Genomic DNA, 20,967 nt, shown 5'->3' on the forward strand with positions numbered 1-20,967 from the left:
TTAGGGCGGGCATGTCTGGCATCGCTGATGTCAGGGAGAAGAGTGCACGGGATCTGGAGGCCGGAATGGTTCTCGCCGGTGCGATGGGGTTGCCTCGCGCTCCGGACGCGGTGCCGGCGGAGAGCTGTGACGAGCCTGGTCCGGGAGAGAACGCGTTTGACGGGTTCGTTCCCGGTCTCGACCGGGATTGGGCGTTTACGGCGCTTCCCGGCCAGAGGCCGCCGGAGGGCGACTGGCGGACATGGCTGATCATGGGGGGGCGCGGATCCGGCAAGACGCGTGCCGGCGCCGAATGGGTGCATGCGCTGGCGTGTTCGGCCGGAGAGCGGTCCGATCTTCGCATCGCGCTCGTGGCGGAAACGCTGGGTGATGCCCGCGAGGTGATGGTGGATGGGGTGTCCGGCGTCTGCCGGATTGCGGTACGGCACTGGCCGGAATTCGAGATTTCACGCAAACGGCTGGTCTGGCCGAACGGCACGGTGGCGCAGATCTTTTCCTCCGAAGATCCGGAAGCCCTGCGCGGACCGCAGTTTCACTACGCCTGGTGCGACGAAATCGGCAAATGGAAGCATGCGCAGGAGACGTTCGACATGCTGCAGTTCGGCCTGCGGCTGGGACGCGATCCGCGCCAGCTGGTGACGACGACGCCGCGACCAGTGCCGGTGTTGAAACAGCTGATTGCGGACCCCGGCACGCGGCTGATCAAGATCTCCACAGCCCGTAACGCCGGCAATCTGGCGCCGGGCTTTATCGCGGCGCTGGAGCGACGCTATGGCGGCACGCGGCTCGGGCGCCAGGAACTCGGCGGCGAACTGATCGAGGATCGCGACGACGCGCTGTGGAAGCGGGCCGATCTCGAAGCCTGCGTCACGCGGTTTACCGGAGTCTTGCGGCGCATCGTGGTGGCGGTCGATCCGCCCTCGGGATCCGGCGAAAACTCCTGCTGCGGCATCGTCGTGGCAGGTGTCGAGGCAAGCGAAGGTTCGCCTGGCCGGGCAGTGGTGCTGGCCGACTGTTCGGTGACCGGCCAGACCCCCGGCGGCTGGGCGAAGGCCGTGGTGAAGGCCTATGCGCGCTTCTCGGCAGATCGGGTCGTGGCGGAGGGCAACCAGGGCGGCGACATGGTGCCGGCGATGCTGAAAAGCATCGACGCCAACCTGCCGGTAACGGTGGTGCATGCATCCCGCGGAAAGTTTGCCCGCGCAGAACCGGTCGCAGCCCTCTACGAGCAGGGACGGGTGGTGCATGCGGGACGGTTTGCGGAGCTGGAGGACCAGATGTGCGATTTCGGTCCCAACGGACTGTCATCGGGACGCTCGCCGGACCGGCTGGATGCGCTGGTCTGGGCGCTGACGGCGCTTGTTTTGGACGGCCTGGGCGAGCCGCGCGTCAGGGGGATTTGAGCCTAGGCCCGGTGTGGCGCTTCTGGTGAACCGCGCAACGAAAAGCGGCCCGGACAGGGCCGCTCAAGCGTTCTATATCTGACAGTTGGCTACTGCCAACAGTTGCAATTCAGCTTTTAGCCGGCACAGCCGGAGCGCTGTCGCGCATCTGCTTCCATTCGGATTCCATGCGCTCGAGGACGTGCTGCGGCACCGATTTCGTGGCGGCTGTCTGGGCGGTCTGCTGCATCATCATGATCTCCGGATTGTGCGCTGCACCATCATGGTGGTGCGCCCCTATGAACGTCGCATGGTTGGATTGGTTCCACATCCTTACTCCGAAGTAAATCGTCACTAACAGACTAAAACGATTTAGTTTTTTCTAAACCGATTGAAACCTTCGAACGCGGTAAAGGGGTAGGATTAACATGGGATACGAGCGCAGTTTTTTCTTCGATCACGTGCGCAGGAACCCGTTCAGCGGGCGGTTGGCAAGTGGTCAGGTGGCCGGGTTGGCTGCTGTTTTGGAGGCATGGGAGGCGCGCAACCCCATCGAAGGCCCCGCGGCGCTTGCCTATGCGCTGGCGACCGCGTTTCACGAGACGGCAGCGACGATGCAGCCGGTGCGCGAAACGCTGGCCAAGACCGATCAGCTTGCGGTGGTGCGGCTGGAAAGCGCTTACAGCGCCGGCCGGCTGCGGACGGTGAAGACGCCGTACTGGCGTTACGATGCCGATGGCCGCACCTGGCTGGGGCGCGGGCTCGTGCAACTGACCCACAGGCGCAACTACCAGAAAATGTCGGCGCTGACAGGGATCGATCTGGTCACGGCACCTCATCGCGCCATGGAGATGGATGTGGCAGTAAAAATCCTGATCGAGGGCATGCGGGCCGGCAGTTTCACCGGCCGCAAGCTCGGCGATTATTTCGGCCCTGGGAAATCGGACTGGGTCGGGGCGCGAAAAATCATCAATGGCAATGACCGGGCGGCGCAGGTGGCGGGGTACGCGAAAGCGTTCGCGGCAGCGCTGCGGGACGATGCGGCGATGGCGGCCTGAACGTCTTCAGAGGGAATTGATCCCGGATCGAGTGAAGGATGAAACGATGAGATTTCCATTCCGCCTTCCTGGGCTTTCCCGCATCGCGCCGCCTCAGGAAACCAAGGCGACGTCGGGGCTATCGTCGGGCTTTGCGATCGTATCTGGCGATGGCGCGGCGCACTGGTCCGGGCGGTCCTATGCGGCTCTGGCAAAGGCCGGGTTCATGAATAACCCGATCGCCTATCGGGCCATGCGGATGGTGGCCGAAGCTGCCGCCGCCGTGCCGTGGCTCGCCTATCGGGGGACGAGCGAGGCAGCCGATCATCCGGCGCTGGCGCTTCTGGCACGTCCGAACGGCCGCCAGAGCGGGCCGGATTTCTTCGAGGCGCTGTACGGGCATCTGCTTTTGTCCGGCAATGCCTATGTGGAGCCGCTGGCGCTTGGCGGCGACCTGCGGGAACTGCATTTGCTGCGGCCGGACCGGGTAAGCGTCGTCGAGGGGCGCGACGGCTGGATTGCGGCCTATGATTATCGCGCCGGGCAGGGGACACGGCGGCTTGCCGTCGATCGTGACGGGCCGGGGCTGCTGCACCTGAAGCTGTTTCACCCGCTCGACGACCATTGTGGCCTGTCGCCGCTGGTGGCGGCTGGCGCAGCGCTCGACCTTTCCAATGCGGCGGCGGGCTGGAACAAGGCGCTGCTCGACAATTCCGCAAGACCGTCCGGCGCGCTGGTCTACCAGCCGAAGGACGGCGGCAATCTTTCCGCGGATCAGTATCAGCGGCTGAAGGACGAACTGGAGGCTGGCTATTCGGGCGCGGTCAATGCCGGGCGGCCGCTGCTTCTGGAAGGCGGGCTGGACTGGAAGGCGATGGGGCTTTCGCCGAAGGACATGGATTTCATCGAGGCAAAGAACGGTGCTGCCCGCGACATCGCGCTGGCGCTCGGCGTGCCGCCGATGCTGATCGGCATTCCCGGTGACAATACCTATGCCAACTACCAGGAGGCGAACCGCGCCTTCTACCGCCTGACGGTGTTGCCGCTGATTGCCCGCACCGCCGCAAGCTTTTCCGCCTGGCTTTCCGACGCTTTCGGGGAGGGGTTGCGGCTGGAGCCGGATCTCGACCGGGTGGACGGGCTATCGGCTGAGCGCGAGGCGCTGTGGGCGCGGATCGGTGCTGCAGGCTTCCTGACGGAGGACGAAAAGCGAGAGGCGGTGGGTTATTCGGCGTGATTGCGCGATCACGGCGCAGAGTGTATTTTGTAATACGGTGTATTACAGATGGAGATCGTCATGGCAGACGCCAAATCCGAAAAGCCCGCTCTCTCGGACCCGATCACCTTGCGCGTGCCGCAGGACATTCTCGACGACATCGAGAAGATCGCCGAAACCTCGGATCGCAGCAGAAGCTGGGTGATTGTCCGGGCGTTGAAATATTATCTGATGGCGGAGGGGAATGACATCCTGCAGATCCGCAAGGGCGAGGAACAAATTGCGCGCGGCGAATTCGTCGATGCGGAGGAGTTCTTCGCGGAGGTGCTCGACGAGAAGAAGAGCGACGCCGCCTGATGCGGATCAGGCTCTCCAAGGATGCGGCGCTCTTTCTGAGAAGCGAGCAGCGGTATCTGGAGCGTTTCAATCCGCGCGCCGCCGAAGCGGTGCTGCGGCAGTTGCGGGGATCGATGCGGCTCTTGCTGGACTATCCGCAAGCCGGGAGCCCGATTGAGGCGCTGGAAGGCCGGCGCCGTTTCGTGTCCGGCGAGTATGTCATCGACTACAGGATGGAGAAGGGGATCGTCTCCGTTTCCCACATTCGACACGGCCGTCAGCTGCCGCCCGATCTTTTAGCGGACGCACCGGCAGACGACGGAAACTGAGAGACTCAACTTCTCACCCCCCTGACTCAACTCGTCAACGCTGTCTCTCAAGCGATTCAGGGGATTGATGAAAACCTGAAGGCCTCATGTGGCGCGTGAAGATGCGCGCGAGGCCTTGGCGGTTGCGGATGGAGATCCGCTTTCCGGCTGACACTCTCAACATAACCCAGAAAGTTTAACGATGGCTGACCTTGGGCACGATCCGGGAACGCTCGGCGTGTGGGCTGCGCGGACCGCAGGTGCGGTGGCGGGTGCAGGCGTTTCGCTGGTCTATCTCCTGCCGAAAAGCGGGCACGAGGCGGCGAGCCGGTTTCTGACCGGGGTGGCCTGCGGGCTGATCTTCGGCGGGCCGGTCGGGCTGTGGCTGATGGCGCGGTTGGGGATCAGCGGGGAGCTTCCCGAGCCGGAGACCTTGCTGGCGGGATCGGCTGCCGCCAGCCTTTCGGCCTGGTGGGTGCTGGGCGCGCTGTCGCGCTTAGCCGAGCGATACGGGCGGCGCAGGGAGTAAGGCGATCCCGACGACGACGAACCTCCTCTGCCGCAAGCGGCCGCCGCCGCGAGCGGATGGGGTTCAGCAATTCCAATGACTTTGCAGGAGATCCCGATGCACGCTGACCGCGGGCAACGCCCGCCCATGCGCCCGAATGTGCGCAAATTCGCCAATCTGGAACTGGCCGGCATTGCCGGCGACGGCACGTTTTCCGGTTATGCCAGCGTGTTCGGCGAGGTCGATCTCGGTCGTGACCGGATCGAACGGGGAGCGTTTCTCTCCTCGCTTGTCGAACGCGGCGCAACCGGTGTGCGCATGCTCTATCAGCACGACCCCAATGAGCCGATCGGCGCCTGGAAGACGATCCGCGAGGATGGTCGCGGGCTGTTCGTCGAAGGCGTGCTGTCGCCGGGCGTCGCCCGATCGCGGGAGGTGCTGGCGCTGATGAAGTCCGGTGCGCTGGACGGGCTTTCGATCGGTTTTCGAACCGTGCGGGCCCGCACCGACGCCAAGACCGGGGTGCGGCGCATTCTCGAGGCGGATCTTTGGGAAATCTCCGTCGTGACCTTTCCGATGCTGCCATCGGCACGGGTGTCCGACGTCAAGCATCAGCGCTTCTTCCGAGACCGCGAGACGGAGCTGGTTCGCCAGATGCGGCGGGCGGCGAAGATGATGTGGAGATCGTCGTTCAGGCAGAACAAGGCTTAACAGAGAAGGACAGGACATGATGACGGGACAGGGACATGTAACTGGAAATGGCGCTGTTGCGCCGGAAGTGAAAGCCGTGCCGGAAACGGTGACGGCGGCGCTCGACGAGTTCATGGAGGCGTTCGAGGCGTTCAAGGACGTCAACGACCGAAGGCTGGGCGAGATCGAGCAGAAGCTGACCGCCGACGTGGTGACCCGCGACAAGGTGGACCGCATCAACCGGGCCATGGACGACCAGAAACGGGTGCTGGACCAGCTGGCGCTGAAGAAGGCGCGGCCGCCGCTCGGTGGAAGAAGTGGCTACGGCCAAAGTGCCGACCTTTCGCCTGAGGCGATGGAGCACAAGGCGGGGTTCGACGCCTATATCCGTCGCGGCGAGGATTCAGGTCTGCGCGAGCTGGAGGCGAAGGCGTTCTCAGTTGGGGTGGGCGCCGATGGCGGCTATCTGGTACCGCCGGAGACCGACACGGAAATCGGCCGCCGCGTTTCCGTCGTGTCGCCGATGCGGGCGCTTTCGACCGTGCGCACCGTCTCGACCTCGGTCCTAAAGAAACCGTTCTCGACGACGGGCCTCACCACCGGCTGGGTGGCGGAAACCGCGGCGCGGCCGCAGACCAATACGCCGCTTCTGGCCGAACTCGCCTTCCCGACCATGGAACTCTACGCCATGCCGGCCGCCACCCAGGCGCTGCTCGACGACGCGGCTGTCGACATGGAGGCCTGGATCGCCGGCGAGGTGGACATCGTGTTTGCCGAGCAGGAGGGCGATGCCTTCGTGCGCGGTGACGGGGTCAACAAGCCGAAGGGCTTTCTCGCCTATACGGCTGTCGCCGATGCGAGCTGGGCCTGGGGCAGTCTCGGCTATATCGCAACCGGCGTTGCCGGCGGCTGGAAGGCGACCAATCCCTCCGACACGCTGGTCGAGGTGATCTACGCGCTCAAGGCCGGTCACCGTCAGAACGGCACATTCATGATGAACCGCAAGGTGCAGGCCGATATCCGCAAGTTCAAGGATGTCGACGGCAACTATCTGTGGCGGCCGCCGGCAAGTGCGGGCCAGGCCGCCTCGCTGATGGGCTTTCCGATCGCAGAAGCCGAGGAGATGCCCGACATCGCCGCAAGCTCGACTTCGCTTGCCTTCGGTGACTTCCGGTCGGGCTATCTTGTGGTCGATCGGGCCGGTGTGCGCATCCTGCGCGATCCGTATTCCGCCAAGCCCTATGTGCTGTTCTACACCACCAAGCGGGTTGGGGGCGGGGTGCAGAACTTCGAGGCGATTAAGCTGGTGCGGTTTGCCGTGAGCTGATCAGCCAAACGCACCGACGCTTGCCGGAACTGCCCGTCATCCGGCCATCGCCACCTTCTTCCCGCAGCGGCGGGGAGAGGGTGGGGTGGGGCCGGATATCATCTTCGACGAGGATCCCCATGACCTATGCCCAGACCACTCCGCCTCTCGCGGAACCGCTGACGCTTGCCGAGGCGAAGGCGCATCTGCGTCTTGACGGTGCCGACGAGGATGCGCTGATCGGATCGCTGATTGCGACCGCGCGCGAGCATCTGGAGCGTGAGACGGGCCTCTGCCTGATGGCGCAGACGTGGCGGCTCTATCTCGACTTCTGGCCACAAGACGGCGTGATCCGCATCCTCAAGTCTCCCGTGCAAGCGATTCAGAGCGTTACGATTTACGATGCTGCAGGCACTGCGGTTCATGTGTCGCTTGAAGACCATCTGCTCGACGGCAAGGGGCGACCGGCGCGGCTTTGGCTGCGCTCGACGATCGATCCCGGCCAAGCGTTGAACGGGATCGAGATCGACTTTTCCGCCGGCTATGGCGAGGCCGGGACCGATGTGCCGGATACGCTGAAGCGGGCGATGCTGATCCATATCGGCCACATGTTCGCCTTCCGCGGGGTACTGTCGCCCGACCAGCAGCCGGCGGGAATTCCCGATGGCTATGAGCGCCTGATCGCGGCCTTTCGCATGCGGAGGCTGTGATGGTGGTGTTTCTCGACCCCGGCCAGATGACCGCCCGGCTGGAGCTGGAAGATGCGGTTTCCGTATCCGACGGTCAGGGTGGTGCGACCGTAACCTGGCAATCGGTGGCGGCCGTTTGGGCAATGATCGAGCCGGTCTCATTCGTTGTGACCGAAGCGGCAAGTGCCGAGGTGGGCACGGTCAGCCACCGGATCTGGATCCGGTTTCGAAGCGATGTCGCGGCCGGGCAGAGGCTGACCAAGGGCGCGCGGATCTTCCTGCTGAAACTGGTGCGCGACCCTGACGAGACCGGTCGCTATCTGGTCTGCCAATGCGAGGAGCAGGCACTATGACCTCAGCCTCCAACGCGCTGATGAAGGCGGTCCATGCGCGGCTGACCGGCGACGCCGCATTGACGGCGCTGGTCGGTCAAGGCGGTGTCCACGACCGGCTGATGCCGAAGCCGAAACTGCCGGCGATCGCCTTTGGAGAGTGGGAGACGCGTGACTATTCGACCGGCACGGAACCGGGCGAGGCGCATAGCCTGACCATTACCGTGTGGTCGCAGGCCGAGGGGCGTCGGCAGGCGCAGGAGATCGCAAGCCGGGTGGATACGCTGCTGCACGATGCGGCGCTGACGCTGGAAGGGTTTGTGCTGGTGAGCCTGTTGCGGACGGGATCGCGCACCAGACGCGAGCCAAACACGCGGTATCTTCAGGTCGAGCTGCGCTATCGTGCGGTGACCGAGTGAGAGGCAGCAAGCCGGTTGCTCTGCCGCACGAGATGCATGAGGAAGAGGATGCCGGTAAGCGCCGAGCCGGCCAGAAGGACGGTGACGACGAGAACCGTCAGAGCGCCCGAACGATCGAGAAGTGCTGTGAACACGACGGGAGCGAGCGCATTGGCAAGGTTCTGCGGCATGGACAGCCGTGCGGCCTGGCGGCCATAGTCGCGCGGTGAAAACAGGGCGAGCGGCAGCAGCGCCTTTGCGACCTGCAGGACTGCCGAGCCGATGCCGTAAAGCCCGATGAAGATCCACAGCGTTACGGTCGACGACGGCAGGACGATGAGGCTGAGAAAGCCGAGGATCATGAAACTATTGCCGGTCACGGCCGTAATGAACGGATTGCCGCGCTTGCCGAGCAGCATATCGAAGGCGCGCGCCGAAATGCCGATGACGCCACGCGCTGCGGCAAGCTGCAGGGCGAATTCCGGCGTCGCACCGGATTGCCGCAACAGTTCCAGAAGCGACGGCGACACGCCGTAGGATGCGAAGGAGGCAATGGTGGTGGCGGTGGCGACCAGAAGGAAGGCGAGCTTGCCTTGCCGGGCGGTAAAGGCAACCGGGGGCGCATCGACGCCGGCATCGGCGGTGTCCCAGGCGATCGGCTTCGGCAGGGCGAAGAGATAGAGCGGAACGCAGACGAACAGATGCAGGAAAGCGCAGACCATCAGCGTGGTGCGCCAGCCGATGAGATCGTTGCCGAGACTGAGCAGCGGCCAAAAGATGGTGGCGGAGAGGCCGGTAAACAGCATCAGGATGGTGATGCTGCGACGGCCCTTCGTGCCTTCACGCTCGACCACCGCGGCATAGGCCGGCGCTGACAGGCAGAAGGCGCCGCCGGCACCGAGCAGGATCCAGGCGACCGCATAGAGCGGCAGGCCGTTCGCAAGCGACAGCACGAGCAACCCGACGCAGAAGAATACGGAACCGGCGGCCAGAACCTTTGCTGCCCCATGGCGCCCGAGCAGCCGTCCCACGAGCGGACCACAAAACGCGCTGGCGAGCATCATCACCGACAGTCCGGCAAACACCATTTCGTTGGCAAGGCCGAGATCGGGCGCGATCGAGCGACCGAGAACGCCGAGGCTTTCGAACGTGGTGCCCCAGCCGATGAGTTGCGTGATGGCGAGAACGCCAATGGTCCGGGCAGACCGGAGGGGGGACTTGGTCAATGCGATATCGCGATGGGGAGCGGGCGAGGAAATGTGTCCCGCGGCTGTAGCAGGTCGGCACGCAACCCGAAAGCATCAATACTTCAAAGCGGTTGGAAAAGGATCGGGACATGGTGGCACAGAAGGGCAAGGACCTTCTCCTGAAGGTGGACAATAGCGGAACGTTTCTGACCGTGGCGGGACTGCGCTCCCGGCGGATCGCCTTCAACGCCGAAACGGTCGACATTACCGATGCCGAAAGCAGCGGGCGCTGGCGCGAACTTCTGGGCGGGGCGGGGGTGCAGCGGGCATCGCTGAGCGGTTCGGGGATCTTCAAGGACGGCACGAGCGACGCGCTGGTGCGCAGCACGTTCTTTGCCGGCACGATCCTGTCCTGGCAGATCATCATCCCCAGTTTCGCGACACTGGCGGGTGCGTTCCAGGTGACGGCGCTCGAATATTCCGGCGAGCACAATGGCGAAATCCGGTTCGAGATTGCGCTCGAATCCGCCGGCGTCGTGAGTTTCACAGCATTGTAGGAGCATGAAAGGGGGATTTCATGGGCATGCATGGACGGGCCAACCGCCGACGCGGCGAGGTGGAGGCCGAAATGGACGGCGAGCGGCGCATCCTGTGTCTGACGCTCGGCGCGCTGGCAGAACTGGAAACGGCCTTTGCGGCGAGCGATCTGACGGAGCTCGCGGGACGGTTTTCCTCCGGGCGGATGAAGGCAGCCGACATGATCCGCATCATCGGGGCGGGCCTTCGCGGCGGCGGCAACCTGATTACCGACGACGAGGCGGCGGCGATGAGCGTCGATGGCGGGATCCTGTCCTGTGCGCGGATCGTCGGCGAGTTGCTGAGTGCTGCCTTCGGCACGGATGAGGGCACGTCACCCGCAAACCCCTGATGGCCGCAGCGGGCGGGAAGGCGCAAACGTTTGAGCCTTTTCCATGGGATGCGGCGATGCACGCCGGTCTCTGCCTGCTGCGGCTTTCCGCACCGCAATTCTGGGCGATGACGCCACGGGAACTGTTTGCCGCAACCGGCGGCCTGATCAAACGCGCGACGTCGATCGAGCGAGCCGGGCTGGAGACGCTGATGCGGGCTTTTCCGGATGGCTAGTTCGCCCCGCGCCTCATGACATGTGACCAACCGAGGCGACCGGGTGCAGTCCTTGATCGTTGACTGGATCAATACTTTGATCGACGTAGTTCACGACCGTCCCGGCAGGTAGCCTGATCTTCAGGGTTCTTTCGGTCAGATCCTCGCCGGAGAAGATCGCTACCTTGAAGGTGATGTAGTTTCCGCGCTTTCTCGCCAGGGCGCGCGGAGCCGACTTGAGATCGAAGGCGCATCGGAACTCGACCGCGCCGGGCGTTGTCTGACGATCTATCCAGCCAGGGATGGCAACGAAATACTGCAGTTTGCCCGCTTCGACGCTGGGTGTGAGCTCCCTGATGGAGCCATCCCCGTTCTTGCGAACGAATTTCACGCTGCCCATCGGCATGTTGCGAAACCCGACCGTCGCCTGCACCTCGACGATGTTGAAGTTTCGTCTGTTCCAGTTGATGACTCTGATCCAGTCATACTGTTGGTCGTCACGCATGACGACGCGCTCGATCGTCGGAGGCGCATCGCCCAGCATGAAGGCAGTCTGCCGGCGCTGTTGCGAAAGCTGGCCATGTGCCAGAAAGGTTCCGATGATGGCAGCCACCAGAGCTGCCCAACCGCTGGTCGCGCTTGCCCAGTCCTGAGCGGTGCATCTGGTCTGCTCGCACAGGGCGAAAGTGAGTACCGGGAGGTGGATGCTGCCGTAAACCATGACCCAGGCTGCAGCCGGTAAGACAGCTAGAAACAGAATGATCCATCCGAGATTTTTGCGGAACCATGTTCGATCGATCAGCATTCGGCCTCCTCCATCTTAAGGTGCAAATAGTATTAATTGCAATCTAGCATTGTTCCTGCCCGCCGCAAGGTGGCTGGTCGGCGAAATTTGAACGGGAGCTGAGGCTGTGGATCCAGATGACGAGACGTTTGGTGCGGCCGTGACGGGGGCTGAAGCCTTGTCCGGCGTGATGGCGGATCTTGAGGCGCGTTCGGACCGGTTCGGCCGGGCTTTGACCAGTGCACTGAGCACGGCGACGACCGGGGGCAAGGGGTTGGACGACGTGCTGAAGGGGCTCGGCAACCGGCTGGCGGATATTTCGCTATCGGCAGGGCTGAAGCCGCTCGAAAGCCTGCTCGGCAATGCAGTGAGCGGGCTGATCGGTTCGGTGACGCCGTTTGCCGATGGCGGTGTCGTGCGGGCGCCGACTTTCTTTTCGATGGGCGGCGGCACCGGGCTGATGGGCGAGGCGGGTGCCGAGGCGATCCTGCCGCTTCGGCGCGGCGCGGACGGGGCGCTCGGTGTGGCGTCAGCTGGCGGCGGCGGGGGAGCGCAGGTCGTGTTCAACGTGACGGCGACCGATGCGGCGAGTTTTCGCAAGAGCGAGGGCCAGATTTCGGCGATGCTGGCACGCAGCGTTTCGCGCGGGAACCGAGGATTGTGAGGGGCAGCGATGAGCGGATTTCATGAGGTGCGCTTTCCCCTGCGGGTGGCGCTTGGGGCAAGCGGCGTGCCTGTGCGCCGGACCGATATCGTCAACCTGTCCAATGGACGGGAGGCCCGCAACCAGCGCTGGCGCGATTCGCGGCGAAGCTATGAGGCCGGATCCGGGGTGAAATCGGTTGCCGATCTCTATGCGGTTCTGGAATTCTTCGAGGCGCGCGGCGGCCAGCTCTACGGTTTTCGGTTTCGCGATCCCGTCGACTGGAAATCCTGCGGTCCGGGCCAGGCGATCTCGGCGAGCGACCAGCAGATCGGGGTCGGCGATGGGGCGACCTCCGCGTTCTCGCTGACGAAAACCTATGCGGATGCGGCCGGCGGCTGGGAGCGACGGATCACCAAGCCGGTGGCGGGAACGGTGGTCGTGTCGGTCGGCGGCGTGGCGAAGGCAGCGACGTCCTTCACCGTCGATACGACGACCGGCATCGTGACCTTTGCGGAAGGGCAGGTGCCTACGGCCGGCCAGATCGTGCGGGCCGGGTTCGAATTCGACGTGGCCGTGCGCTTCGATACCGACCGGATCGAGATCAATCTGGCGCATTTCGACGCCGGGCGTATCCCGGCCATTCCATTGACGGAGGTGCTGGCATGAGGGCGATCCCGGCGGGTCTTGCCGCCCATCTGATCGGCGAGGCGACCACGATCTGCTATTGCTGGCGGGTGACGCGACGTGACGCGGTGGTGCTTGGGTTTACCGAGCATGACCGCGATCTGGTCTTCGACGGCACGACATTTCTGGCGGCGAGCGGTTTTGCGGCAAGCGAGGCAGAACAGGCGCTCGGCATGGCAGCCAGCGCGGAAGAGGTGGAAGGCGGCCTCTCCAGCGCTGCGATCGACGAGGCGGATCTTGCAAGCGGGCGCTATGACGGCGCGCGGGTTGAGCTGTTCGTGGTCAACTGGGCGGATGCCGCTCAGCATATGCTGCTGAATATCCGCGAGATCGGCGAAGTTTCCAGATCGGGCGGCGCCTTCAAGGCAGAGCTGCGCAGCCTTGCGCATCGGCTGGGCCAGCCACAGGGGCGGGTCTATGGCAGGCGCTGCGACGCGAGCCTTGGTGATGCGCGCTGCCGGGTCGACCTCTCGGCCTGGCGCGGGAATGGCTTGGTGGATGCGGTGATCGATAAAAGCCGCATCGTCGTGTCGGGTCTGTCCGGTTTTGCGGAGGGATTTTTCGGCCGTGGCGTCGCACAATTTGCGGGAGGGGCGCAGGTGGATATCGAGGTTCACGAGCGACGCGCCGACGGCAAGGCGGGGCTGACATTCTGGTTGCCGCTGGAGCAAGCGGTCGTTCCCGGGCAGGCGGTGACGCTGACGGCCGGTTGCGACAAGACGGTTTCGACGTGCGGCGGGCGGTTCGCGAACCTCCTCAATTTCCGCGGCTATCCGCATGTGCCGGGCTCCGATTTTGCCTATTCCTATGTGGATGGCGAGCGGCTGCATGATGGCGGAGCGCTGTTCGAATGAGCGCCGCCGGAGAGCGGATCGTCGCGGTGGCTGAGACCTGGATCGGCACGCCCTATCGGCATCAGGGGGCAACGCGCGGCATCGGCTGCGATTGCATCGGCCTGATCCGCGGCATCTGGCGGGAGCTTTATGGCGAGGAGCCGGAACCGGTGGCGCACTATGCACCCGATTGGGCGGAACGGGGCGGTGAGGACCGGATGGCGGAGGCTGGCATCCGGCTGTTCGGACCGGCACTTGGCGTCGGGCAGATGCAGCCGGGCGATCTGCTGCTGTTTCGCTGGCGACCGGACACGATGGTGAAGCATGCGGGCATCTTCGTCGGGCCGTCCCATTTCATTCATGCCTACGAGCAGGTGGCGGTGACGCGCTCGGTTCTCGTGCCCTCCTGGCGCCGCAAAATCGCTGCCGTGCACCGGTTTCCGACGGCAAGGGATGAGGGGCAGTCGCCGGCGAGCAAGTGAGCGGCAGCCACCTCCCTCCCACAATCCAATAACTTGACAATTTTAGCGCGCATCCAGTTCACGACTGGGTCGGCGTGAGGGGATTCCATGGCGACGATCCTGTTTCAGGCGGCGGGTGCGGCACTTGGTGGGGTGTTCGGTCCTGTCGGGGCGATCCTTGGGCGGGCGGCGGGGGCGTTGGCGGGGAGCGTTGTTGATCGGGCGTTGCTCGGCGGTTCCTCGACCGTCTCGGGTGCGAGGCTCGCGACGGCGCGTATTCCGGGGGCGGACGAAGGGGCGCCGGTCAGCCGGGTTTATGGGACCGCGAGGATCGGGGGCACGCTGATCTGGGCGACGCGGTTCGAGGAGGAGGCGACGCGGGAGCGGAACGGCGCCAAGGCGACGGGCAGGTCTCAGACGGAAACGTTTCAGTATTTCGCCAACTTTGCCGTCGGGCTATGCGAGGGACCGATCGCCTGCGTGCGGCGCGTCTGGGCCGATGGCCAGGAAGTGGACCTGACGGCGATCGAGATGCGGGTGCATGTGGGCGACGAGACGCAGTTGCCGGATCCGCTGATCGAGGCGAAGCAGGGGGAAGGAAAGGCGCCGGCCTATCGCGGGCTTGCCTATGTCGTGCTCGACCGGTTGCCGCTGGAAGCGTTCGGCAACCGCATTCCGCTGCTGCAGTTCGAGGTGGTGCGGCCGGTGGGGACACTGGAGCGGCAGATCCGGGCGGCGACGATTATTCCCGGCGCGACCGAGCATGGCTATCACACGGTTCAGGTGACCGAGAAGACGGCGGAGGGCAGCGCCCGCATTCTCAACCGCAACACGATGGTGGCTGAGACGGACTGGCAGGCGTCGCTCGACGAATTGCAGTCGATCTGCCCCAATCTCGAGAGTGTGGCGCTGGTCGTTGCCTGGTTCGGGACGGATCTGCGCGCGGGGCAATGCCGCATTCTGCCGGGTGTCGAGGTGGAGACACGGCGCGACGAGAGCACCGTATGGTCGGTTGCAGGCGTGGTCAGGAGCGCGGCGCACCGCGTCAGCTTGTCCGGAGGCGGCCCTGCCTATGGCGGCACGCCTGGGGATGCGAGCGTGCTGGCGGCGATCACTGATCTCAAGGCGCGCGGGCTGAAGGTGTTTCTCTATCCGTTCGTGATGATGGACATCGCGCCGGGCAATGGCTTGGCCGATCCCTATGGTCAGACGGAACAGGCTAGCTACCCCTGGCGCGGGCGGATCACCTGTCATCCGGCCCCGGGACTGGCGGGAAGTGCCGACAGGACAGCGCTTGCGAGGACGCAGGTCGAGGCCCTTGCCAGTGGGGCGGACGGCTATCGGCGGATGGTGCTGCATTATGCGGGGCTCGCCGTCTCGGCCGGTGGCGTCGACGGACTTGTGATCGGGTCGGAACTGAGGGGGCTGACGCAGATCCGCGATGAGACCGGCAAGTTTCCGTTCGTCGAGGCGCTGGTGACCCTTGCATCGGATGTGCGGGCGCTTGTCGGACCGGCGACGGCGCTGACCTATGGCGCCGACTGGAGCGAGTATTTCGGTTACCATCCGCAGGATGGCTCCGGCGACGTGCTGTTCCATCTCGATCCGCTCTGGGTGTCGCCTCATATCGATGCGGTCGGGATCGACAATTACATGCCGCTCTCCGACTGGCGCGACGAGGATCTGGCAGCGGCAAATCCGGATGGGTTCCGGTCCTGCGACGACCGGGCGGCGATGGCGGCGCAGATTGCGGCGGGTGAGGGCTTCGACTGGTATTACGCAAGCGAGGCCGACCGGGCGAACCGGCTGCGCTCGCCGATCACCGACGGGCTGGCGGGCAAGCCCTGGGTGTATCGGGCCAAGGATATCCAGGGATGGTGGGTCAACCGTCACTATAACCGGGTGGGTGGCGTGGAGAGCGGTTCTGCGACGGCCTGGTTGCCCGGGATGAAGCCGATCTGGTTTACCGAACTGGGTTGCCCGGCTGTCGACAAGGGCGCCAACCAGCCGAATGTGTTTGTCGATCCGAAATCGGTGGAAAGCAGCCTGCCGTATTTCTCGTCCGGCGGGCGCTCCGACAGCCAGCAGCGACGGTTTCTTGAAGCGCATCATGGCTGGTGGCAGGGCGATGGGGCACCCGCCGGCATGGTCGATCCCGATCATGTGTTCGTCTGGACGTGGGACGCGCGACCGTCTCCGGCGTTTCCCGACGACCTGACGATCTGGAGCGACGGCGAGAACTGGCGCACGGGGCATTGGCTGAACGGCAGGCTGGGCGGAACGACGCTTGCCGACGCGATCGCGGCCATCCTCAACGATCACGGTTTTGACGACTTCGACGTGTCCGGCGTGACCGGCGATCTGACCGGCTATGTGCAGGCCGAGGTGACCTCGGCGCGCGCGCTGCTGGAGCCCCTGTTCAGCGTGTTTCAGATCGACGTCAGCGAGGATGCGGGGCTGTTGCGGTTCCGCTCGCGGCAGGGCGCGAGCCTTGCTGCGCGCGAGATCGCGATTGTGGCGGAGGTCGAGGGCGAACCGCTCTGGTCGGAAAGCCGGGGGCACGACAGCGATTTTCCGGCGGAAGCGGTGCTCGGCTTCTACAATCCGGTTCTGGACTATGAGCAGGCGAGCGCAAGGTCGCGCCGTGCGAAGGCCGAAAGCGAGCGGGTGGCAAGCTACGACCTTCCGGCGACGCTGTGCGAGGAAGCGGCGCTCGGGGCGGTGGAATCGATGCTGCGAGCGCAGCGCGTGGCACGGCGCTCGATTTCCTTCACACTGCCGCCACAGGATCTGGCGCTCGAGCCCGGCGATGCGGTGCACCTCACCGATGGTCCCGACGGTACGTTCGTCATCCAGCGGGTTGAGGACGGGGCGGTGCGGCGGATCGAGGCGCAGAGCCATGCGCCGCTTCCGCCTGGGCGGTATGATGATGTCACGACGCGGCGTGACGGCGGCCGTTCGGCGAGCGACGCCTTTGCGCCGGTCCTCCATTTTCTCGACCTGCCGCGGCTGACCTCGTCCGATGATGAAGGGTTTGCGGCTGTCGCGGCCTATTGCAGGCCCTGGCGGCGGATCGCGGTTTCGTCTTCGGCAACGACCGATGGATATCGCCGGCGGGTGACGGTCGATCGCCCAGCAAGGCTCGGCTTGCTGGTTTCGGCGCTCGATCCCGGTGTAACGGGACGGTTCGACCGCTCAAAAGTGCTCGATCTCGACCTTTATTTCGGCGGTCTCTCGTCGGCGCAGACGCTGGCGGTGTTGAGCGGCGACAACCGGCTAGCCATCCGCGCGTCAAACGGCATCTGGGAGATCGTCGGGTTTGCCGAGGCGCAGGAGATCGCGGCGGGGCGATGGCGGCTGTCCGGATTGCTGCGGGGACTGGCGGGAACCGAGGATGCGATGGCGGCCGGGAGCGCTGTCGGTGCGGCCTGCGTGGTGCTGGACGATGCCGTGAAGCCGCTCGGGCTGACCGGTGACGAGCAGGGACGGAGGCTGAATTTCCTGGCCGAAAGCCTGGGCGCCGTCGGAGGCCGATCCGGACCGCATGTGTTTGCCGGTGGAGAAAGGGCGCAGACGCCGCTTTCGCCGGTGCATATCCGCGGTGTCCGGTTGGCCGATGGCGCTGCCCAGTTCCGCTGGATCCGGCGCGGGCGCGTCGATGCCGACGGCTGGGACGGGCGCGATATTCCGCGAGACGAGCCGGACGAAGGCTACCGCGTCGAGATCCTCGGGACCAGTGGCGTCGTGGTGCGGCGGGTGGAGGTCGAGGCTCCGCTGTTCCTTTATCCGGCGAGCGACGAGCTTGCCGATTTCGGCTCTCAGCAGCCGAGCCTCACCCTGAGCATCCGCCAGATCGGGCAAGCCGTGCCGCTCGGCATTGCGGCGCTTGCGACGATCGCGTTCTGACAGCCGAGTTTGAGTGCCAATTTTTGTGTGCCGATTTCTGACAATATCGTGATGGGAGACAGCTATGGACGGGACAAAAGCCTGGTATCAATCGAAGACGATCTGGGGCGCGCTGATTGCCGTTGCCGCCCCGCTTGCGCATGTGGCGGGAGTGGAGATTAACGCTGATGCGCAAGGGGAGCTTGCCGACATTCTGGTCACCTTTGCCGGTGCTTTCGGCGGGTTGCTGGCGCTCTACGGGCGGATCGTCGCGAGCGCGCCGATCCATCCGACGGGCAAGGGATGACGGCGCCACGAGGGTCAGCATTACAGACCATTCATTTGCCATTCAGTTGGTATTGGATACATACTCCATCGAATGCTTTGGACATGATTTCGGGGACGTGATTCAAGACCGTGATCCCGGGGCGTGACACCTGTCGTCTTATGAGTGGAAACCGAAAGCCATGGCGCGACTGCCGATCATTGCGATCATCGCCGCGACAATAGCGGGATTGGCGGCCTTTGTGCCGGCAAACGCGCCGGCGCGCGACTATCTGATCCTGGTTGCAGGCGACTGCGGCACGGCGGCAAACAAGGTATTGCGCGACACGGGAGGTCAGCTTTTGTCCGCCCAGCCATCCTCGGACGGACAGACCTGCATTGTCACCGTGCTGGTGCAGGGCAATGGCGAACGTCCGCGCAAGGTGACGGTCCGGGTTCCCATGTAGGCCGGTTGCCTGTAAACCGGCTTGTAAGCTTCATACCGCGGCGGGGCCCGCAGTGATTTTCAGGACAGTTTCATGCGTATTCTCGTGGTCGAAGACGACGTCAACCTCAACCGCCAGCTTTCCGACGCGTTGAAGGAATCCGGCTATGTGGTCGATCAGGCCTTCGACGGCGAAGAAGGGCACTATCTCGGCGAGACCGAGCCCTACGACGCCGTGATCCTCGACATCGGACTGCCGCAGATGGACGGCATCACCGTTGTCGAGAAGTGGCGTGAGGCGGGCAAGGGCATGCCGGTGCTGATGCTGACGGCGCGTGACCGGTGGAGCGACAAGGTGTCGGGTATCGATGCCGGCGCCGACGATTATGTGGCAAAACCCTTCCATGTGGAAGAAGTGCTTGCGCGCGTGCGTGCGCTTATCCGGCGTGCTGCGGGGCATTCGTCGTCCGAGATCATCTGCGGTCCGGTTCGTCTCGATACCAAGGCATCGAAGGCAAGCGTCGATGGGATACAGTTGAAGCTGACCTCGCACGAGTTCCGGCTTCTCTCCTACCTGATGCATCACATGGGCCAGGTCGTGTCGCGCACCGAGCTTGTGGAGCACATGTACGACCAGGATTTCGACCGCGATTCCAACACGATCGAAGTGTTTGTCGGGCGCCTGCGCAAGAAGATCGGTGTCGACCTGATCGAAACCGTGCGGGGCCTCGGCTACCGCATGCAAGCGCCCAACGATGCGCATTAAGCGGATAGGGCCCCGCTCGCTCACCGCTCGCGTTCTGCTTCTGGCAACCACCTGGTCGGCGGTGGCGCTGGTGGTGATCTCGATCGTCATTTCGCAGCTCTACCGCCAGTCCGCCGAACGCTCGTTTACCGACCTTTTGCGAGCGCAGCTCTATAACGTCATCAATTCCGTGACGATCGGCGAGGACAACAAGCTGATCGGCAACCCCCAACTGGGCGACCTGCGTTTCTCGCAGCCGGAGACCGGATGGTACTGGATCATCGAACCGCTCGGCACGTTTGCCGCGACGGCGATCTCGTCCTCGTCGCTCGGGACCTCCAACATCACAGTGCCGTCGATCCTGCAGGCGCCGTTCAACAATCGCTACGAGCGTTTCTATCCGACCCGCGACGCTTTCGGGAACCATGTTCTGGTCGCGGAAACCGAAGTGGTTCTGGACGGCGAGGGACGCGCGGCGCGGTTTCGCGTTTCGGGCAATCTCGATGCCGTGGAAGACGATATCCGCAGCTTTTCGCGCAGCCTCTATATCGCGCTCGGCGTGTTCGGCATCGGCAGCCTGATCGTCAACGGCCTCGCCATCCTCTACGGATTGCAGCCGCTTGATGCGGCGCGCCGCTCGCTGGAGCGGGTGAGGCGCAGTGAGGCGGAGCATCTGGAGGGAGAATTTCCCCGCGAAATCATGCCCTTGGCAAACGACATCAATGCTTTGATCGAAAGCAACCGCCGCATCGTCGAGCGGGCCCGCATGCAGGTCGGCAATCTCGCGCATTCGCTGAAGACGCCGATCGCGGTTCTGCTCAACGAATCGCGCATGCTCGACAAGGTGCAGTCCGATCTCGTCCGCTCGCAGGCCGAGACGATGCAGGCGCAGGTGCAATCCTATCTGAATCGCGCCCGGATCGCGGCACAGCGCAACTCGCTTCTGGCGCGCACGGATATCGAGCCGGTGCTGGAACGGCTGGTGCGGGTCATGCGCCGCCTCAACCCCGACAAGGAATTCCACCTTTCCGTCTATCCGCCGGGCGCAGCGCTTGCGCTGGAGCAACAGGATGTCGAGGAGACGATCGGAAACCTGTTGGAAAACTCCGCACGGTTCTGTCGCACCGGCGTCTGGGTGACGGCAGCGCTTGCAACAGCGCCACCGGAAAAGGCAGAAGGAGAGGCGGCCAAGCGTCCCTGGATCGAGATGGCCGTCGAAGACGACGGGCCGGGTCTCAATCCCGACCAGATCACCGAAGCGGTCAAGCGCGGCAGGCGGCTGGACGAGAGCAAGCCGGGCGCCGGGCTGGGACTGTCGATTGTAAGCGAGATCGTCAGCGAATATCAGGGCGAGCTGGAGATGACGCGCGGGGTGCGCGGTGGCCTTCGGACCCAGTTGCTGCTGCCGGGCATGATCAAGGAAGTCGCCGGCTGAGTACAAGGCTGGTTGAGGGAAGAAAACTGTGGCCGATGGGCAACGACGCCGCACTTGCTTCCGACGGTTCTGGACGGACGGAGCGCCTGCTATATCTTGTCTACAGCCAGTGGCACATCATGCCGTGACGATGCGGCGACAACAAGAACTGCGCACAAATAGGAGAGGCGACAATCGCAGCATTTCAGTTCCGACCCAATAGCGTCATAATGGCGCCAAGCCGGAAACCGAATGATGCCGGTTCCGATCCTGAAAACGAAACGAGCGCGGTTCC

General features: G+C 64.3%; 26 protein-coding genes. 23 read left to right on the plus strand and 3 right to left on the minus strand.

Translation table 11 applies throughout. The annotated features are described in order from the left end of the window. The first annotated feature begins 11 nt into the window (after window positions 1-11). The gene (locus G6K99_RS04765; protein WP_174195861.1) at window positions 12-1,403 is read left to right on the plus strand and encodes a DNA-packaging protein; all 1,392 of its coding nucleotides are present in this window, start codon (window positions 12-14) and stop codon (window positions 1,401-1,403) included. 109 nt (window positions 1,404-1,512) lie between these two features. Here the strand turns inward: G6K99_RS04765 and G6K99_RS04770 are convergent, their stop codons facing one another. Then, on the minus strand, window positions 1,513-1,713 hold the full coding sequence (locus tag G6K99_RS04770; protein WP_062453459.1) for a hypothetical protein: 201 nt from the start codon (window positions 1,711-1,713) through the stop codon (window positions 1,513-1,515). A gap of 97 nt (window positions 1,714-1,810) precedes the next feature. On the opposite strand from G6K99_RS04770, the gene G6K99_RS04775 reads away from it, so the two are divergent. The 10 genes from G6K99_RS04775 (at window position 1,811) to G6K99_RS04820 (ending at window position 8,223) form a co-directional block, all read left to right on the plus strand. Continuing rightward, entirely contained in the window at window positions 1,811-2,440 is a 630-nt protein-coding gene (locus G6K99_RS04775; RefSeq protein WP_180215423.1) for a hypothetical protein, read from the plus strand. Window positions 2,441-2,486: 46 nt separating this feature from the next. After that, a complete protein-coding gene (locus G6K99_RS04780; protein WP_174195862.1) occupies window positions 2,487-3,656 on the plus strand; it encodes a phage portal protein in 1,170 nt (389 codons plus the stop codon). A 60-nt stretch (window positions 3,657-3,716) separates the two neighbouring features. Next, window positions 3,717-3,992 (plus strand): CopG family ribbon-helix-helix protein, encoded by a 276-nt coding sequence (locus G6K99_RS04785; protein ID WP_174195863.1) that lies wholly within the window; start codon window positions 3,717-3,719, stop codon window positions 3,990-3,992. After that, window positions 3,992-4,300 (plus strand): type II toxin-antitoxin system RelE/ParE family toxin, encoded by a 309-nt coding sequence (locus G6K99_RS04790; RefSeq protein WP_113111204.1) that lies wholly within the window; start codon window positions 3,992-3,994, stop codon window positions 4,298-4,300. Before G6K99_RS04785 ends, G6K99_RS04790 begins: the two co-directional genes overlap by 1 nt. A 181-nt stretch (window positions 4,301-4,481) precedes the next feature. Then, a complete protein-coding gene (locus G6K99_RS04795) occupies window positions 4,482-4,808 on the plus strand; it encodes a DUF6107 family protein (protein WP_174195864.1) in 327 nt (108 codons plus the stop codon). 96 nt (window positions 4,809-4,904) lie between these two features. After that, window positions 4,905-5,498: an HK97 family phage prohead protease gene (locus G6K99_RS04800; protein WP_174195865.1), complete on the plus strand. Its 594-nt coding sequence runs from the start codon at window positions 4,905-4,907 to the stop codon at window positions 5,496-5,498. A 19-nt stretch (window positions 5,499-5,517) separates the two neighbouring features. Then, window positions 5,518-6,804 (plus strand): phage major capsid protein, encoded by a 1,287-nt coding sequence (locus tag G6K99_RS04805; RefSeq protein WP_174196048.1) that lies wholly within the window; start codon window positions 5,518-5,520, stop codon window positions 6,802-6,804. A 119-nt stretch (window positions 6,805-6,923) separates the two neighbouring features. Further along, window positions 6,924-7,493, plus strand: a complete 570-nt coding sequence (locus G6K99_RS04810) for a head-tail connector protein (protein WP_174195866.1) — start codon at window positions 6,924-6,926, stop codon at window positions 7,491-7,493. After that, window positions 7,493-7,825 carry a phage head closure protein gene (locus G6K99_RS04815; RefSeq protein WP_180215424.1) on the plus strand — a complete coding sequence of 111 codons (333 nt, stop codon included), beginning with the start codon at window positions 7,493-7,495 and terminating at the stop codon, window positions 7,823-7,825. Before G6K99_RS04810 ends, G6K99_RS04815 begins: the two co-directional genes overlap by 1 nt. Then, a complete protein-coding gene (locus G6K99_RS04820) occupies window positions 7,822-8,223 on the plus strand; it encodes a DUF3168 domain-containing protein (RefSeq protein ID WP_174195867.1) in 402 nt (133 codons plus the stop codon). Before G6K99_RS04815 ends, G6K99_RS04820 begins: the two co-directional genes overlap by 4 nt. Here the strand turns inward: G6K99_RS04820 and G6K99_RS04825 are convergent. Then, window positions 8,202-9,428: an MFS transporter gene (locus G6K99_RS04825; protein WP_174195868.1), complete on the minus strand. Its 1,227-nt coding sequence runs from the start codon at window positions 9,426-9,428 to the stop codon at window positions 8,202-8,204. The two genes, G6K99_RS04820 and G6K99_RS04825, sit on opposite strands and share 22 nt — an antisense overlap. Before the next feature lie 110 nt (window positions 9,429-9,538). Between G6K99_RS04825 and G6K99_RS04830 the strand changes: the two genes are divergently transcribed. Genes G6K99_RS04830 through G6K99_RS04840 form a run of 3 tightly spaced genes read left to right on the plus strand, consistent with a single transcriptional unit; the run spans window position 9,539 to window position 10,532 of the window. Then, the gene (locus tag G6K99_RS04830) at window positions 9,539-9,946 is read left to right on the plus strand and encodes a phage major tail protein, TP901-1 family (RefSeq protein WP_062453448.1); all 408 of its coding nucleotides are present in this window, start codon (window positions 9,539-9,541) and stop codon (window positions 9,944-9,946) included. Between the two features lie 20 nt (window positions 9,947-9,966). Next, window positions 9,967-10,317: a gene transfer agent family protein gene (locus G6K99_RS04835; RefSeq protein ID WP_062453447.1), complete on the plus strand. Its 351-nt coding sequence runs from the start codon at window positions 9,967-9,969 to the stop codon at window positions 10,315-10,317. Beyond that, on the plus strand, window positions 10,317-10,532 hold the full coding sequence (locus G6K99_RS04840; protein ID WP_174195869.1) for a rcc01693 family protein: 216 nt from the start codon (window positions 10,317-10,319) through the stop codon (window positions 10,530-10,532). The genes G6K99_RS04835 and G6K99_RS04840 overlap by 1 nt, the downstream gene beginning before the upstream one ends. Before the next feature lie 13 nt (window positions 10,533-10,545). Here G6K99_RS04840 and G6K99_RS04845 read toward each other — a convergent pair whose 3' ends face one another. Next, a complete protein-coding gene (locus G6K99_RS04845; RefSeq protein WP_174195870.1) occupies window positions 10,546-11,316 on the minus strand; it encodes a hypothetical protein in 771 nt (256 codons plus the stop codon). A 169-nt stretch (window positions 11,317-11,485) separates the two neighbouring features. On the opposite strand from G6K99_RS04845, the gene G6K99_RS04850 reads away from it, so the two are divergent. The 9 genes from G6K99_RS04850 to G6K99_RS04890 all read left to right on the plus strand — a co-directional run bounded on the left by G6K99_RS04850 (window position 11,486) and on the right by G6K99_RS04890 (window position 20,693). After that, entirely contained in the window at window positions 11,486-11,959 is a 474-nt protein-coding gene (locus tag G6K99_RS04850; protein WP_174196049.1) for a phage tail tape measure protein, read from the plus strand. A 9-nt stretch (window positions 11,960-11,968) separates the two neighbouring features. After that, window positions 11,969-12,607 carry a DUF2460 domain-containing protein gene (locus G6K99_RS04855; protein WP_174195871.1) on the plus strand — a complete coding sequence of 213 codons (639 nt, stop codon included), beginning with the start codon at window positions 11,969-11,971 and terminating at the stop codon, window positions 12,605-12,607. Further along, complete coding sequence (locus tag G6K99_RS04860; RefSeq protein ID WP_174195872.1) at window positions 12,604-13,479, plus strand: DUF2163 domain-containing protein; 876 nt, start codon at window positions 12,604-12,606, stop codon at window positions 13,477-13,479. Before G6K99_RS04855 ends, G6K99_RS04860 begins: the two co-directional genes overlap by 4 nt. Further along, window positions 13,476-13,940 carry an NlpC/P60 family protein gene (locus G6K99_RS04865; protein WP_174195873.1) on the plus strand — a complete coding sequence of 155 codons (465 nt, stop codon included), beginning with the start codon at window positions 13,476-13,478 and terminating at the stop codon, window positions 13,938-13,940. Before G6K99_RS04860 ends, G6K99_RS04865 begins: the two co-directional genes overlap by 4 nt. A gap of 87 nt (window positions 13,941-14,027) precedes the next feature. Continuing rightward, on the plus strand, window positions 14,028-17,825 hold the full coding sequence (locus G6K99_RS04870) for a glycoside hydrolase/phage tail family protein (protein ID WP_174195874.1): 3,798 nt from the start codon (window positions 14,028-14,030) through the stop codon (window positions 17,823-17,825). 64 nt (window positions 17,826-17,889) lie between these two features. Then, window positions 17,890-18,111, plus strand: coding sequence for a hypothetical protein (locus tag G6K99_RS04875; protein WP_062453440.1), 222 nt, complete (start codon window positions 17,890-17,892; stop codon window positions 18,109-18,111). 160 nt (window positions 18,112-18,271) lie between these two features. Then, the gene (locus G6K99_RS04880; RefSeq protein ID WP_062579714.1) at window positions 18,272-18,535 is read left to right on the plus strand and encodes a hypothetical protein; all 264 of its coding nucleotides are present in this window, start codon (window positions 18,272-18,274) and stop codon (window positions 18,533-18,535) included. A gap of 72 nt (window positions 18,536-18,607) precedes the next feature. After that, window positions 18,608-19,279, plus strand: coding sequence for a response regulator transcription factor (locus G6K99_RS04885; protein ID WP_062453438.1), 672 nt, complete (start codon window positions 18,608-18,610; stop codon window positions 19,277-19,279). Further along, the gene (locus tag G6K99_RS04890; protein WP_062453437.1) at window positions 19,269-20,693 is read left to right on the plus strand and encodes a sensor histidine kinase; all 1,425 of its coding nucleotides are present in this window, start codon (window positions 19,269-19,271) and stop codon (window positions 20,691-20,693) included. The genes G6K99_RS04885 and G6K99_RS04890 overlap by 11 nt, the downstream gene beginning before the upstream one ends. Window positions 20,694-20,967: the final 274 nt, after the last annotated feature.

Origin of the sequence: Neorhizobium sp. AL 9.2.2 (genome assembly GCF_013317225.1) — a bacterium.
GTDB lineage: Bacteria > Pseudomonadota > Alphaproteobacteria > Rhizobiales > Rhizobiaceae > Neorhizobium > Neorhizobium soli.

Coding starts and splice junctions, on each gene's coding strand:
- G6K99_RS04765 (WP_174195861.1), top strand. CDS start 12: ATGTCTGGCATCGCTGATGTCAGGGAGAAGAGTGCACGGGATCTGGAG.
- G6K99_RS04835 (WP_062453447.1), top strand. CDS start 9,967: ATGGGCATGCATGGACGGGCCAACCGCCGACGCGGCGAGGTGGAGGCC.
- G6K99_RS04810 (WP_174195866.1), top strand. CDS start 6,924: ATGACCTATGCCCAGACCACTCCGCCTCTCGCGGAACCGCTGACGCTT.
- G6K99_RS04870 (WP_174195874.1), top strand. CDS start 14,028: ATGGCGACGATCCTGTTTCAGGCGGCGGGTGCGGCACTTGGTGGGGTG.
- G6K99_RS04820 (WP_174195867.1), top strand. CDS start 7,822: ATGACCTCAGCCTCCAACGCGCTGATGAAGGCGGTCCATGCGCGGCTG.
- G6K99_RS04845 (WP_174195870.1), bottom strand. CDS start 11,316: ATGCTGATCGATCGAACATGGTTCCGCAAAAATCTCGGATGGATCATT.
- G6K99_RS04775 (WP_180215423.1), top strand. CDS start 1,811: ATGGGATACGAGCGCAGTTTTTTCTTCGATCACGTGCGCAGGAACCCG.
- G6K99_RS04890 (WP_062453437.1), top strand. CDS start 19,269: ATGCGCATTAAGCGGATAGGGCCCCGCTCGCTCACCGCTCGCGTTCTG.
- G6K99_RS04795 (WP_174195864.1), top strand. CDS start 4,482: ATGGCTGACCTTGGGCACGATCCGGGAACGCTCGGCGTGTGGGCTGCG.
- G6K99_RS04815 (WP_180215424.1), top strand. CDS start 7,493: ATGGTGGTGTTTCTCGACCCCGGCCAGATGACCGCCCGGCTGGAGCTG.
- G6K99_RS04770 (WP_062453459.1), bottom strand. CDS start 1,713: ATGTGGAACCAATCCAACCATGCGACGTTCATAGGGGCGCACCACCAT.
- G6K99_RS04880 (WP_062579714.1), top strand. CDS start 18,272: ATGGCGCGACTGCCGATCATTGCGATCATCGCCGCGACAATAGCGGGA.
- G6K99_RS04885 (WP_062453438.1), top strand. CDS start 18,608: ATGCGTATTCTCGTGGTCGAAGACGACGTCAACCTCAACCGCCAGCTT.
- G6K99_RS04855 (WP_174195871.1), top strand. CDS start 11,969: ATGAGCGGATTTCATGAGGTGCGCTTTCCCCTGCGGGTGGCGCTTGGG.
- G6K99_RS04865 (WP_174195873.1), top strand. CDS start 13,476: ATGAGCGCCGCCGGAGAGCGGATCGTCGCGGTGGCTGAGACCTGGATC.
- G6K99_RS04860 (WP_174195872.1), top strand. CDS start 12,604: ATGAGGGCGATCCCGGCGGGTCTTGCCGCCCATCTGATCGGCGAGGCG.
- G6K99_RS04785 (WP_174195863.1), top strand. CDS start 3,717: ATGGCAGACGCCAAATCCGAAAAGCCCGCTCTCTCGGACCCGATCACC.
- G6K99_RS04830 (WP_062453448.1), top strand. CDS start 9,539: ATGGTGGCACAGAAGGGCAAGGACCTTCTCCTGAAGGTGGACAATAGC.
- G6K99_RS04790 (WP_113111204.1), top strand. CDS start 3,992: ATGCGGATCAGGCTCTCCAAGGATGCGGCGCTCTTTCTGAGAAGCGAG.
- G6K99_RS04850 (WP_174196049.1), top strand. CDS start 11,486: ATGGCGGATCTTGAGGCGCGTTCGGACCGGTTCGGCCGGGCTTTGACC.
- G6K99_RS04875 (WP_062453440.1), top strand. CDS start 17,890: ATGGACGGGACAAAAGCCTGGTATCAATCGAAGACGATCTGGGGCGCG.
- G6K99_RS04840 (WP_174195869.1), top strand. CDS start 10,317: ATGGCCGCAGCGGGCGGGAAGGCGCAAACGTTTGAGCCTTTTCCATGG.
- G6K99_RS04780 (WP_174195862.1), top strand. CDS start 2,487: ATGAGATTTCCATTCCGCCTTCCTGGGCTTTCCCGCATCGCGCCGCCT.
- G6K99_RS04805 (WP_174196048.1), top strand. CDS start 5,518: ATGACGGGACAGGGACATGTAACTGGAAATGGCGCTGTTGCGCCGGAA.
- G6K99_RS04800 (WP_174195865.1), top strand. CDS start 4,905: ATGCACGCTGACCGCGGGCAACGCCCGCCCATGCGCCCGAATGTGCGC.